Raw genomic sequence first — 12,684 nt, 5'->3', positions numbered from 1 at the left:
ATGACTTTGTAAACGCGTTTAACTGAAGAGTAACTTATGGCTGCAACCAAGCCTGCTTTTAACCCACCGGGTAAAAAGGGCGACATAATTTTCAGCGTGCTGGTAAAACTGGCGGCGCTGATTGTGCTATTGATGTTGGGTGGCATTATTGTCTCTCTGATCATCTCCTCCTGGCCGAGCATTCAGAAATTTGGTCTGGCTTTCCTGTGGACCAAAGAGTGGGATGCGCCGAACGATATTTACGGGGCGCTGGTGCCGATCTACGGTACGCTGGTGACTTCGTTTATCGCGCTGCTGATCGCCGTCCCGGTGAGTTTCGGGATTGCCCTGTTCCTGACAGAGCTTGCGCCAGGCTGGCTGAAGCGCCCGCTGGGTATCGCCATTGAACTGCTGGCAGCCATTCCAAGTATCGTTTACGGCATGTGGGGGCTGTTTATTTTTGCACCGCTGTTTGCCGTCTACTTCCAGGAACCAGTCGGCAATATCATGTCGAATATCCCGATTGTTGGCGCGCTGTTCTCCGGCCCGGCATTTGGTATCGGTATCCTCGCGGCGGGCGTGATCCTCGCCATTATGATTATTCCGTACATTGCGGCGGTAATGCGCGATGTCTTCGAACAAACCCCGGTGATGATGAAAGAGTCAGCCTACGGTATCGGCTGCACCACCTGGGAAGTTATCTGGCGTATCGTTCTTCCGTTCACCAAAAATGGTGTGATCGGCGGCATTATGCTGGGTCTGGGGCGCGCGCTCGGTGAAACGATGGCGGTGACCTTTATCATCGGTAACACCTACCAGCTCGACAGCGCCTCGCTGTATATGCCAGGTAACAGTATTACTTCCGCGTTGGCGAACGAATTTGCGGAAGCAGAATCCGGTCTGCACGTGGCTGCACTGATGGAACTCGGCCTGATCCTGTTTGTGATTACCTTCATCGTCCTGGCCGCATCGAAGTTTATGATTATGCGCCTGGCTAAGAATGAGGGGGCACGCTAATGGCTATGGTTGAAACACAAACTACCGCGGCGCTGGCAGAATCCCGCCGCAAAATGCAGGCGCGTCGCCGCCTCAAAAACCGTATTGCGCTGACGCTCTCAATGGCGACGATGGCTTTCGGTCTGTTCTGGCTGATCTGGATTTTAATGTCCACCATCACCCGCGGTATCGACGGTATGTCTCTGGCGCTGTTCACCGAAATGACGCCGCCGCCAAATACAGAAGGTGGTGGCCTGGCGAACGCCCTGGCGGGTAGCGGCCTGTTAATTTTGTGGGCCACGGTATTCGGTACGCCGCTGGGGATTATGGCGGGGATTTATCTGGCGGAATATGGACGTAAATCCTGGCTGGCTGAAGTTATTCGCTTCATTAACGACATTCTGCTCTCCGCGCCGTCGATTGTTGTTGGTCTGTTTGTTTATACCATCGTGGTGGCTCAGATGGAGCACTTCTCCGGTTGGGCTGGTGTGATTGCCCTGGCACTGTTGCAGGTGCCGATTGTTATCCGCACCACCGAGAACATGCTGAAACTGGTGCCGGACAGCCTGCGTGAAGCGGCTTATGCGCTGGGGACGCCGAAGTGGAAGATGATCTCCGCGATTACTCTGAAAGCGTCGGTCTCCGGGATTATGACCGGTATTCTGCTGGCGATTGCTCGTATTGCGGGTGAAACCGCGCCGCTGCTGTTTACCGCGCTCTCCAACCAGTTCTGGAGCACGGACATGATGCAGCCGATCGCTAACCTGCCGGTAACGATCTTTAAGTTCGCGATGAGCCCGTTTGCGGAATGGCAGCAACTGGCCTGGGCTGGTGTGTTGATCATTACCCTGTGCGTACTGCTGCTGAACATTCTGGCGCGCGTTGTTTTTGCCAAGAATAAACACGGTTAACACTTTGCCGGATGCGGCGTGAACGCCTTATCCGGCCTACGGTAAGCCTGATTAGCGAAGTGCATCAGGCACGATGAGGAAAAGATTGCAATGAGTATGGTTGAAACTGCCCCGAGTAAAATTCAGGTTCGTAATTTGAACTTCTACTACGGCAAATTCCATGCCCTGAAAAACATCAACCTGGATATCGCTAAAAACCAGGTTACGGCGTTTATCGGGCCGTCTGGCTGCGGTAAATCGACGCTGCTGCGTACCTTCAACAAAATGTTTGAACTGTATCCGGAGCAGCGTGCGGAAGGTGAAATTCTGCTTGATGGCGACAACATCCTGACCAACACTCAGGATATCGCCCTGCTGCGTGCGAAAGTGGGCATGGTGTTCCAGAAACCGACGCCGTTCCCGATGTCCATTTACGACAACATTGCCTTTGGTGTCCGTCTGTTTGAGAAACTCTCCCGTGCCGACATGGACGAGCGTGTACAGTGGGCATTGACCAAGGCCGCATTGTGGAACGAAACCAAAGATAAATTACACCAGAGTGGTTACTCTCTCTCTGGTGGTCAGCAACAACGTCTGTGCATTGCGCGTGGTATCGCTATTCGCCCGGAAGTGTTGTTGCTCGATGAACCGTGTTCGGCACTCGACCCTATCTCCACCGGGCGTATTGAAGAGCTGATCACCGAATTGAAGCAGGATTACACCGTAGTGATCGTAACTCACAACATGCAGCAGGCTGCGCGTTGTTCTGACCACACGGCGTTTATGTACCTGGGCGAATTGATTGAGTTCAGCAACACGGACGATCTGTTCACCAAGCCAGCGAAGAAACAAACAGAAGACTACATCACCGGCCGTTACGGTTGATTCAGGAGTGCGTTATGGACAGTCTCAATCTTAATAAACATATTTCCGGCCAGTTCAACGCCGAACTGGAAAGCATCCGCACGCAGGTGATGACCATGGGCGGGATGGTGGAGCAACAGCTTACCGATGCCATCACTGCGATGCACAACCAGGACAGCGATCTGGCGAAGCGCGTGATCGAAGGCGACAAAAACGTCAACATGATGGAAGTGGCGATCGATGAAGCCTGCGTGCGCATTATTGCCAAACGTCAGCCGACGGCGAGCGACCTGCGTCTGGTGATGGTGATCAGTAAAACTATCGCTGAGCTGGAGCGTATTGGTGATGTGGCGGACAAAATCTGCCGTACTGCGCTGGAGAAATTCTCCCAGCAGCATCAGCCATTGTTAGTCAGTCTGGAGTCGCTGGGGCGTCACACCATCCAAATGCTGCACGACGTGCTGGACGCGTTCGCGCGCATGGACATTGACGAAGCCGTGCGAATCTATCGTGAAGATAAAAAAGTTGATCAGGAGTACGAAGGTATTGTTCGTCAACTGATGACCTACATGATGGAAGATTCGCGCACCATTCCGAGCGTACTTACCGCGCTGTTCTGTGCACGCTCCATCGAACGTATTGGTGACCGCTGCCAGAATATCTGCGAATACATCTTCTACTACGTGAAGGGGCAAGATTTCCGCCACGTAGGCGGTGATGAGCTGGATAAACTGCTGGCAGAAAAAGAACCGAAAAAGTAACGCTAACTGTAGGACGGATAAGGCGTTTACGCCGCATCCGGCAAAATGTGAATATGTAATCTGCCCGGTGAACATATCACCGGGTTTCTTTATTTACCGTGTAATATCCCAGCCACGCGCCTTCCACAGTTCCGGCAACTGCGAAAGATGGGTAAAGGTAGTGACTTTCGGATGAACGATCGGCTTATTGTGCGGGTCAGCGCAGAAGTAAAACACTTCCATACCGGCATCGATTCCTGACTGTGCTCCTGCGCTGGAGTCATCGACCAGAATGCAGTTTTCAACGTTCACATTCATTGCTTTTGCGGCGTGGAACATTAATGCCGGATCGGGTTTCCAACGCTGAATGTCGTAACCGCTGAACAGTTTTTCCGGGAAATAGTGCAGCATGTTGAGCTTGCCGAGTGAATGCTGCATTTTGTTGACCGGACCGTTAGAGACGACGCACATCGGCACTTTCACGCTTTCCAGTAAGGCGTTTGCTCCCGCAATCACCTCCAGTTCGCTATCAAACAGACGCGCCACCTCTGCACGATAAACGTGTTCGGCATCGGCACGGACTATTTCTACGCCCTGTTCTTTGCTAATGATGTCGATGATTTCGTAGAGTTTTACGCCTTTAAAGCGGGTAAAAATCTCTTCAAGGTCAACGTTAATGCCAAACTCTTTGAACATCGTGACATAGGCACGAGAGCAAATAACCTCGCTGTCGACCAGCGTACCGTCGCAGTCGAAAAATACCGCTTCTATCTGGGACATGTCTTTCCTTTATCGTTAGTTTAACGTTTTCGTCATGCAGATTTGAGTGACGCAATCGTTGCCGTATAAGCAAATACAATTAAAAAAAGTTATCTTCAGCCGTCCATATTGTCTCATTTTGGTATAGGATAGCGACGGATTTTCCCTCCTTGTTCGGAAATAGATAATGAGTCAACAACACACAACCCAGGCTTCTGGCCAGGGGATGCTGGAACGCGTGTTTAAACTGCGCGAACATGGCACGACGGCACGGACCGAAGTGATCGCCGGTTTTACCACTTTCCTGACGATGGTTTACATCGTTTTTGTTAACCCGCAAATTCTTGGCGTAGCTGGCATGGACACCAGCGCCGTCTTCGTCACCACCTGTCTGATTGCTGCGTTCGGCAGTATTCTGATGGGGCTGTTTGCTAACCTGCCAGTCGCGCTGGCTCCCGCTATGGGCCTGAACGCGTTCTTCGCTTTTGTAGTGGTGCAGGCGATGGGCTTGCCGTGGCAAGTCGGGATGGGCGCAATTTTCTGGGGCGCGATTGGTCTGCTGCTGCTGACTATTTTCCGCGTTCGCTACTGGATGATTGCCAACATTCCAGTAAGTCTGCGTGTGGGCATTACCAGCGGTATCGGTCTGTTCATTGGTATGATGGGGCTGAAAAACGCGGGGGTGATTGTTGCTAACCCGGAAACGCTGGTGAGTATCGGTAACCTGACATCTCACAGCGTACTGCTGGGTATCCTCGGCTTCTTCATCATTGCTATTCTGGCCTCGCGCAACATTCACGCGGCGGTGCTGGTTTCCATCGTGGTGACGACGCTTCTGGGCTGGATGCTGGGTGATGTGCACTACAACGGCATCGTCTCTGCGCCACCGAGCGTAATGACGGTGGTGGGGCACGTGGATTTGGCCGGGTCGTTTAACCTCGGCCTGGCAGGCGTAATTTTCTCTTTCATGCTGGTCAACCTGTTTGACTCCTCCGGCACCCTGATTGGCGTGACCGATAAGGCGGGTCTGGCTGATGAAAAGGGTAAATTCCCGCGCATGAAGCAGGCGCTGTATGTCGACAGTATCTCTTCTGTTACCGGTTCGTTTATCGGTACATCTTCTGTCACGGCGTATATTGAATCTTCTTCTGGTGTTTCTGTTGGCGGTCGTACCGGTCTGACGGCAGTGGTTGTTGGTTTGCTGTTCCTGCTGGTTATCTTCTTGTCGCCGCTGGCGGGAATGGTGCCTGGCTATGCTGCTGCTGGTGCGCTGATTTACGTTGGCGTACTGATGACTTCCAGTTTAGCACGCGTGAAATGGCAGGATCTGACTGAATCCGTTCCGGCGTTTATTACCGCTGTGATGATGCCGTTCAGTTTCTCGATTACCGAAGGTATCGCGCTGGGCTTTATCTCCTACTGCGTGATGAAGATCGGCACAGGACGCCTGCGTGATCTAAGCCCGTGCGTAGTCATCGTTGCACTGCTGTTTATCCTGAAAATTGTGTTTATTGACGCTCATTAAAATCGATAGCACGCTAAAAAACCCGCCATGCGTTATTGCTGGCGGGTTTTTTATTTAGATTTTCACCCGCTGAATAAACTCGCCAAACGCAGTTAACTGCCCGGCCAGGTGATCCAGCGTTCCCTGATCAATCACCTCTCTGGTTTGCGGATCGACTTTGTTCTGAATCACGCCGCCCATAAACTCAGGTTTGTTCATTACCATCGCATCGAGGAAGACCAGAATCTGGCGCAGGTGATACTGACAACGTGCGCCGCCAATCACACCCATTGAACTGGTCTGAATCAGCACCGGTTTACCGGCCAACGGTTGATCCGGCAGGCGAGATAGCCAGTCGATGGCATTTTTCAGCCCACCCGGCACCGAGTAGTTATATTCCGGCGTGACAATCACCACACCGTCAGCCTGACGGATCTGTTCCGCCAGAGCTTCAACTGTCGCGGGAAAGCCTTCTTCCTGCTGAACATCTGCGTCATACAGGGGAATATCGGCAATGGAAGGCAACGCGTTGACTTCCATTGCCGCCGGGGCAATTTTCGGCAGCGTACGTGCAACCATGCCATTAAATGAACCTTTACGCAGGCTCCCCAATAACGTAACCACCTTCAATTTTTCAGACATGATGACTCCTGTGGTTGTTTATTAATTTGGCGAAAAAGACTTCACGGTAGAGAGCTGGGCAAAACGCATCATCCGGCTGGTGGGGTTGTTGGCACGGTTGTGAATATCAGGCAGGCTTTTCCAGCCTTGTTTGCCATCAAACTCCCAGACATTGAGCTTTTCAATTGCCGGAGTGACTGCCACGGACCACACCAGCACGTCCTCTGCGTCGCATAATACTTCTACATGATTGAGATGGGCACATTTCAGGCGTCCCGCAATGGGCATCAATTGCAGATCGCGCGGGTCGTCATTCAGTACATCGCCGGTAAGTTTTAGCACGCTTCGACGCAAAGTAATGAGTTGCGCTCGTGCTTCGTTAGGATCGTTCTGTTTGCTGATCCATAACGATTCATTGCTGGAAAAAATAGGGTTATCGGGTGCATGGGGGCTATGAAACCCGCGTGTCGCGCGCTGGAGTTCCATATCGAGGCCGCATTCGCCTTCGGTTGTTAACGCCACACCGACGATATTTCCGGCATAGGATATTGAAAATGATGGCAAACTTTTATCGCGGAAAACTGGCTTTCCTTTAGCCTGGGTGACGATTTCCGGCAATTCACTAATGCCATACAGCATGAACATCAGTTCTGCGAGTAAACCTCTGGACGCCAGGAAACGGCTTTGACGATGAGGGGGAATATTTTGGGTTTCTTGATGACACTGCGAGGGTAGGCGAACAGATATCAGATGTCCTTCCGTTAACGTTCCTCGGGCAAAGTGAGTCGCCATTTTTCGCTCCATGCTTAATGGTCCATTATGAATACAAGAGTAATCATTTACTGGAACTATGGACAGACTAAAGCGGCGAAAAGTTCGATTCGGATAAACTTATTACATATATTTTACATTTAAACGCGAGATATGGTCGTATTTCATACAACTTGATTATGCCATCGAGGCGTAAAGATTTTTAATGGTTTCTCGTAACCAGACAATCTTCGGGTTATGGCTATTCCGTTTGTGCCACAGCAGAGTAAACGGTACTTCCAGCTTTTTTTGCTGGATTTCATCAAACGGGAGAGGGAGAGCAACCAGCGGAAGCTGGTGGAGCTGGTTGTAGTACTGACAGTAGCGTGGCGCGGTCGCCAGTAGCAGATTGTCAGGCTGCGCCGCCATAAATAGCGCCTGCTCAAATTCCGGTAGACTCATAGCAATCGTGCGTTCGCGTCCTGATTCTTGCAATACATTGTCCAGCGCCCAGGTATCGCTCTGTTCCCAGCAAATGCTGATATGCGGATAACGCAGAAACGAGTCCAGGTTCCACGCTTCATTCAGCACCGGATGATCTTTACGCAGCCAGACGCAGGGTAAATCGCTAAATAGCACTTCATAATCAATGGATAACGGCAGTGAACTTAGCAGTTCCCGGGAGCGTGGATGACTTTCACGCCCGGAAAAACCGATATCCACTTCACCACGAGTAATGGCATCCAGCGAATCGTAATCCCAGTTACGTAATTTAATAGTCGCCTGGGGGTAACGCTGGTAGATCTGTTTCGATAGCGCATTAAACATGATCATCATCAGCGGCGACTCCGCCGCCAGCTCAAATTTCAGGCCGCGCGGCGTTTCATGATGCGGTTTGTCCAGCAGTTGATTGCTCATTTGCATCCACTCCGCCAGATTTTGCTCCATGCTGACCATCAGCGGTGTGGGCGTCAGACCCAACGGGGAGTTCACAAAGAGCGGATCATCAAACCATGTCCGAAGCTTTGCCAGCGATTTACTCACTGCCGAAGGTGTTACGTTCATCCGCTTCGCCGCTTTGGTCACGCTGCGCTCCTGCATCAGTAATTGCAGGCAGAGCAGTAAATTGAGATCAAGCGTGGTGATGGATTTCTTCATGAGCGGCAACAGGGCGTCCAGGTGCGACGAGCATAATCAGCAACAGGCTTACTATGCTACAGGCAATCAGAATCCCGATCAGCATATTCCAGGCGCTGATGCCAATCACTGCCGCCAGCCAAATCCACAGTGACGAGCCACAAACCTGTGCAATGCCTAACGTCGAGCTGGCCACGCCTGCGCGTAATGAAAACGGGCCTAATGCCTGGCTCATTGCCACGCCGAAGCCCACTGAGAAACCGGCGCAAATCAGCGTGATGCCAAACAGCGAAACCGCATGGGAAGGCGAAACTGCAAGGATGATACCCGCCGCCAGGAATAACATTTGCGAGGTGATCATCAGTGTGCGCGGCTTAAAAATTCCCAATGCAAACGGCGTGGAAAACGAAACGGTCATGCTGACGCCTGCGGTTAACGCCATAATGGTGGCGTATTCACCACGTTCGAAGCCCATAATTTCCATCATCAATACAGGCGACGTATTCACGAAGGTAAGAATCACGGAAACGCTGAGAGTGGTGATAAGCACACGGCTAAGGAAAAAACGATTAAGCAGCGACTCGGTATTCTCTCGTGGTCTGTCCGAAGCAGCAGGTGCAGCAGGGCGTGTTTCTTTTAAAATAAACAAAGACAACATGAGTACAGTGATGCCCATCATCGCCATTGTCCAGAACAGGCTCTGCCACGGAAATTTGAGCATAATCAGGTGCCCGAGTACCGGAGCTAACACCGGAATGATGCAGGTAATACCATTGAGCAATGACAGCACTTTTGCTCTGCGTCGATCATCCAGCGTGTCGCGTAAAATCGCGAATGCGACGACATAACAGCAGCCAGCGCCCAGCCCTTGCATAAAGCGTCCGACAAGAAATAGCGTGCTGGTTTCAGACAGTGAACAGAGCACAGAGGCGATAATAAATAGCGCCGCGCCGGGAATGGCGACAGGTTTTCTTCCTGAACGATCGGCCACTTTACCGGCAAACAGCATTGCTGCCGCCATCCCCGCCAGATAAACCGAGAAAGCTATATGCAACTGCGCTTCGCTGGCATTGAGATCGGCGGCAATGCGTGGCAAGCCGACCAGATACATATCAATACCTGCGGGATAAAGTAAAACCAGAGCAAAACTACAAATCAAAAAACGGGACATGGGCTAGCGTCCTGACGGTAAGGTGACGCAAAGCATACGTGGTGAAAGAGAATCAGGCGAGTTGCCATTTGGACATGAGTGATTTCCTGACAGGCAAAAAGCCAGCGAATGACCGCTGGCTTTTTGAAGTGCTTAACCAAATTTGGGTAACACATTAAAGACGTTACCAAACCAGCACAAAATCACGGTTATGCCAAAGAGAATAACAATCGCCGGAATAAGATTACCGCCCCAAACTGTGAATATCTGGTTGGGAAATTTCTTGCGGGCTTTGATAGCCAGTACCGCGGGGATAATCACCGCCCAGATGGTGGCGCACAACCCGGCACCGCCGATCCCGTAAATAAAGCCATTAGGGAAGACCAGATACAACAAAGCGGGTGGCAGGAAGGTTAACAGCACGGTTTTGCAACGTCCGGCGTGGGAGTTATCAATCTTAAACAGATCCGCCAGATAATCGAACAGCCCCAGCGTGACGCCAAAAAATGAACTGGCAACAGCTAAGTTTGAGAACACCAGCAGGCAAAACTCGATAATGCCATGCTGTTTGGTGCCGAGGAACGATTTTACCAGCGAATCAACATTGCCGCCCGAAGAGATAATCGCCTTAAAGCTTTCTCGCGGAATATTCCCCATTGTGCAATACAGCCAGAAGAGATAAATCACCAACGCCAGCAGCGAACCGAAGATCACGCTTTTGATTAGCTTATCTTTGCGTTTGCCATAGCAAATAATCAGGCTGGGAATATTGCCGTGGAAACCAAATGACGCCAGGCATACCGGCAAAGCCATAAAGATATACGGGAAGTAAGACGTCCCCGAAGTCGTGCTGGTGGCATCGCGCAGAATGGAATAATCGACCTGGAAGAAGAAAGAACCAAACACAATCACAAAGGAGATAATTTTCAGGCCGAGAAACAACGAGGTAATACGACTGGCGGCTAACGAACTTATCCACAGTACGCTGGCGACGAAAATGGCCGTGCAGATCCCAACAATGCGAGGATTAGCGTGATAGCCGAAATTCATCGATATCGTTTCGCTAATGATTGCGCCGTTAGCGGAGATATAGGCGTAGGTGAGAATATAGAGAACGAAAGCAACCGTAATACCACTAATAATGTTCAAGGTGTTACCGATTAAATCTTTGGTGATGGTATTAAAACTGGAGCCGACGGGATAATTTAAATTTGCTTCTAATAACAATAACCCAGAATGTAGCATTGAAAACCAGGCAATGATGAGGATAAATGCGCCCCAAAAAAACCAGGCACCAGCTAGATCAACAGGTAAAGCAAACATACCTCCACCAATTACTGTACCCGCTATAACCATGACACCCCAAAATGCAGAGTGTTTTTTTTCTGATTGTTCAGTCATGATGCCACCTTTAGAGGAAGGCTATTTTTGTTATTGAGGATGTAGAGAATAAGAGTGGCTAACATCCTTATAGCCACTCTGAGTATATTAATTAAACTTCTTTCAGTTTTGCGGTGAAGTGACGTAATACTTTGGGTTCGTATGTAAAGGTTAACCCTTTAATATTTGCCGCGTTCTCTTTCACATGTTTGAAGGCTTCAATAATGAAGTCCATATGTGTTTGCGTATAAGTTGCGCGTGGAATGGTTAAACGCAGCAGCTCAGCCGGACATGGTAATTGTTTACCGGTTTTCGGATCGCGACCTAACAGGAAAGACCCAATTTCTACCGCACGAATCCCCGCGACTTTATACAGCTCGCAGGCCAGCGCCTGTGCCGGAAACTGGTCTGCAGGGATATGCGGCAACAGTTTACCGGCATCCACGAATGCCGCGTGACCGCCCGCCTGCTGACACACTACGCCAATCTCTTCCAGGCCATCGACCAGATACTGCACCTGCGCAATACGATAGGCCAGCCAGTCCAGATTCATGCCGTCATACAGACCTACCGCCAGACGTTCCATTGCGCCGCCTTCCAGACCGCCATATGTCGGGAAGCCTTCCTGCACCACGCAAAGAGTTCTGCACTCGGTGTAGACATCGAAGAAGCTGTCATCTTTCACGCACAGCAGGCCACCCATTGGCACCATCGCATCTTTCTTGGCGGACATCGCCAGCATATCGGCATATTTGTAGGTTTCACGGGTGATCTGCTCGATAGTCCAGTCTTTATATTCCGCTTCGCGCTGTTTGATGAAATAGGCGTTTTCGGCAAAGCGTGCGGAGTCCATTACCACTGGAATGTCATATTTCTTCGCAATGCTGTACATCGCTTTCATGTTCGCCAGTGAAACCGGCTGGCCGCCTGCGGAGTTACTGGTGATGGTCGCGACGATATATGGCACATTATTCGGGCCAACTTCTTCAATACCGCGTTCTAATCCTTCAAGGTCAAAGTTACCTTTAAAGTCATAACGCACGCCAGTATCGAAGGCTTCTTTGATATAGACGTTGCGTACGGTACAGCCGTTAATCTGGCTATGGCCCTGAGTGGTGTCGAAGAAATAGTTAGAGAACGCCACCATTTTGCTGCGATCCAGGCCTTTTTCCTGCTCACGCTTTTTAATCAGTACCGGAATATAGATTTGCTCTGCACCTCGGCCCTGGTGCGTTGGAATGGTGTATTGATAACCAAAGATATTTTTTACTGACTCAGCTAATGCATAGTAGCTACGACTGCCGCTATAGGCTTCGTCGCCGCGCATCATCGCTGCCTGCATACTCTGCGTCACCGCCCCGGTGCCGCTGTCGGTCAGTAAATCGATAAACACATCTTCGCTATCCAGCAGAAATGGGTTCATACCAGATTTAATAATCGCTTCTTCACGATAAGCGCGGGTAGTACGTTTTACGGGTTCAATAACACGAATGCGGAACGGTTCAGGGAGATGTTTAAAGTTTTCCATTACATAATCCTTCATTTATTTTAATTGCAATGATCCCTGTGAATATTACATTTGCAATATCTATTAATTTCCAGAATATATACATCTACAATTATTAGCTTAATAAAGCAATTAAGACGGAAATAATGTAGATAAAAAGGAAAATAAAGATATAGCAAACTCATAGATCACATTGAATCTAATCGGTTTGACTCTGGTGATGGCGACAGAAGGGCAAATTAAGGGCGGTGATCGACAATCTTGTTGTCAATATTAAACCACTTTGAGGTCACACATATATGTAAGGTATTCATAATGCACTTATCCTCGAAAGACACGACGCTACAGTATAATACTCAAGATTTTTGTCTATTCTGAAATTGTTTAAATGTGAATCGAATCACAAA

Annotated in this window: 13 protein-coding genes; 5 read left to right on the top strand and 8 right to left on the bottom strand. The window is 50.1% G+C overall.

All coding sequences use genetic code 11. The features are described 5' to 3' along the window. Positions 1–36 precede the first annotated feature (36 nt). The 4 genes from pstC (at position 37) to phoU (ending at position 3,490) form a co-directional block, all read left to right on the top strand. Positions 37–996 carry a phosphate ABC transporter permease PstC gene (pstC, locus tag ESM_RS0110220; RefSeq protein WP_000741620.1) on the top strand — a complete coding sequence of 320 codons (960 nt, stop codon included), beginning with the start codon at positions 37–39 and terminating at the stop codon, positions 994–996. Next, positions 996–1,886 carry a phosphate ABC transporter permease PstA gene (gene pstA, locus ESM_RS0110215; RefSeq protein WP_001252002.1) on the top strand — a complete coding sequence of 297 codons (891 nt, stop codon included), beginning with the start codon at positions 996–998 and terminating at the stop codon, positions 1,884–1,886. The genes pstC and pstA overlap by 1 nt, the downstream gene beginning before the upstream one ends. A gap of 90 nt (positions 1,887–1,976) precedes the next feature. Next, on the top strand, positions 1,977–2,750 hold the full coding sequence (gene pstB / locus ESM_RS0110210; RefSeq protein WP_000063126.1) for a phosphate ABC transporter ATP-binding protein PstB: 774 nt from the start codon (positions 1,977–1,979) through the stop codon (positions 2,748–2,750). A gap of 14 nt (positions 2,751–2,764) precedes the next feature. Then, a complete protein-coding gene (gene phoU, locus ESM_RS0110205; RefSeq protein WP_000377803.1) occupies positions 2,765–3,490 on the top strand; it encodes a phosphate signaling complex protein PhoU in 726 nt (241 codons plus the stop codon). 93 nt (positions 3,491–3,583) lie between these two features. On the opposite strand, the gene yieH is transcribed toward phoU, so the two are convergent. Next, positions 3,584–4,249 (bottom strand): 6-phosphogluconate phosphatase, encoded by a 666-nt coding sequence (gene yieH / locus ESM_RS0110200; protein WP_000078042.1) that lies wholly within the window; start codon positions 4,247–4,249, stop codon positions 3,584–3,586. A gap of 166 nt (positions 4,250–4,415) precedes the next feature. Between yieH and adeP the strand changes: the two genes are divergently transcribed. Next, complete coding sequence (gene adeP, locus ESM_RS0110195; protein WP_010377951.1) at positions 4,416–5,753, top strand: adenine permease AdeP; 1,338 nt, start codon at positions 4,416–4,418, stop codon at positions 5,751–5,753. A gap of 54 nt (positions 5,754–5,807) precedes the next feature. Here adeP and yieF read toward each other — a convergent pair whose 3' ends face one another. The 7 genes from yieF to tnaC form a co-directional block, all read right to left on the bottom strand. After that, positions 5,808–6,374 carry a class I chromate reductase YieF gene (gene yieF / locus ESM_RS0110190; RefSeq protein WP_001291113.1) on the bottom strand — a complete coding sequence of 189 codons (567 nt, stop codon included), beginning with the start codon at positions 6,372–6,374 and terminating at the stop codon, positions 5,808–5,810. Between the two features lie 21 nt (positions 6,375–6,395). Next, positions 6,396–7,145 (bottom strand): 4'-phosphopantetheinyl transferase family protein, encoded by a 750-nt coding sequence (locus tag ESM_RS0110185; protein WP_001517423.1) that lies wholly within the window; start codon positions 7,143–7,145, stop codon positions 6,396–6,398. Between the two features lie 156 nt (positions 7,146–7,301). Then, the gene (gene yidZ, locus ESM_RS0110180; RefSeq protein WP_001517424.1) at positions 7,302–8,261 is read right to left on the bottom strand and encodes an HTH-type transcriptional regulator YidZ; all 960 of its coding nucleotides are present in this window, start codon (positions 8,259–8,261) and stop codon (positions 7,302–7,304) included. Continuing rightward, entirely contained in the window at positions 8,236–9,411 is a 1,176-nt protein-coding gene (mdtL, locus tag ESM_RS0110175) for a multidrug efflux MFS transporter MdtL (RefSeq protein WP_000086015.1), read from the bottom strand. Before mdtL ends, yidZ begins: the two co-directional genes overlap by 26 nt. A gap of 132 nt (positions 9,412–9,543) precedes the next feature. Further along, positions 9,544–10,791, bottom strand: coding sequence for a low affinity tryptophan permease TnaB (gene tnaB / locus ESM_RS0110170; RefSeq protein ID WP_000139689.1), 1,248 nt, complete (start codon positions 10,789–10,791; stop codon positions 9,544–9,546). A gap of 91 nt (positions 10,792–10,882) precedes the next feature. Continuing rightward, positions 10,883–12,298 (bottom strand): tryptophanase, encoded by a 1,416-nt coding sequence (gene tnaA, locus ESM_RS0110165; protein ID WP_001517426.1) that lies wholly within the window; start codon positions 12,296–12,298, stop codon positions 10,883–10,885. Between the two features lie 218 nt (positions 12,299–12,516). Next, the gene (gene tnaC / locus ESM_RS01000000124590; RefSeq protein ID WP_010377944.1) at positions 12,517–12,591 is read right to left on the bottom strand and encodes a tryptophanase leader peptide; all 75 of its coding nucleotides are present in this window, start codon (positions 12,589–12,591) and stop codon (positions 12,517–12,519) included. Positions 12,592–12,684: the final 93 nt, after the last annotated feature.

It is taken from the genome of Escherichia sp. TW09308, from assembly GCF_000208565.1.
In the GTDB taxonomy this organism is placed as follows: domain Bacteria; phylum Pseudomonadota; class Gammaproteobacteria; order Enterobacterales; family Enterobacteriaceae; genus Escherichia; species Escherichia marmotae.
Note: the sequence above shows the minus strand (reverse complement) of the source record. Positions and strands in the feature narration are given on the sequence as shown.

Excerpts from the sequence above, each read along its gene's own strand:
- ESM_RS0110185 (WP_001517423.1), bottom strand. The coding sequence starts at position 7,145 with ATGGCGACTCACTTTGCCCGAGGAACGTTAACGGAAGGACATCTGATA.
- tnaB (WP_000139689.1), bottom strand. The coding sequence starts at position 10,791 with ATGACTGAACAATCAGAAAAAAAACACTCTGCATTTTGGGGTGTCATG.
- yidZ (WP_001517424.1), bottom strand. The coding sequence starts at position 8,261 with ATGAAGAAATCCATCACCACGCTTGATCTCAATTTACTGCTCTGCCTG.
- pstC (WP_000741620.1), top strand. The coding sequence starts at position 37 with ATGGCTGCAACCAAGCCTGCTTTTAACCCACCGGGTAAAAAGGGCGAC.
- yieF (WP_001291113.1), bottom strand. The coding sequence starts at position 6,374 with ATGTCTGAAAAATTGAAGGTGGTTACGTTATTGGGGAGCCTGCGTAAA.
- mdtL (WP_000086015.1), bottom strand. The coding sequence starts at position 9,411 with ATGTCCCGTTTTTTGATTTGTAGTTTTGCTCTGGTTTTACTTTATCCC.
- pstA (WP_001252002.1), top strand. The coding sequence starts at position 996 with ATGGCTATGGTTGAAACACAAACTACCGCGGCGCTGGCAGAATCCCGC.
- pstB (WP_000063126.1), top strand. The coding sequence starts at position 1,977 with ATGAGTATGGTTGAAACTGCCCCGAGTAAAATTCAGGTTCGTAATTTG.
- tnaA (WP_001517426.1), bottom strand. The coding sequence starts at position 12,298 with ATGGAAAACTTTAAACATCTCCCTGAACCGTTCCGCATTCGTGTTATT.
- phoU (WP_000377803.1), top strand. The coding sequence starts at position 2,765 with ATGGACAGTCTCAATCTTAATAAACATATTTCCGGCCAGTTCAACGCC.
- yieH (WP_000078042.1), bottom strand. The coding sequence starts at position 4,249 with ATGTCCCAGATAGAAGCGGTATTTTTCGACTGCGACGGTACGCTGGTC.
- adeP (WP_010377951.1), top strand. The coding sequence starts at position 4,416 with ATGAGTCAACAACACACAACCCAGGCTTCTGGCCAGGGGATGCTGGAA.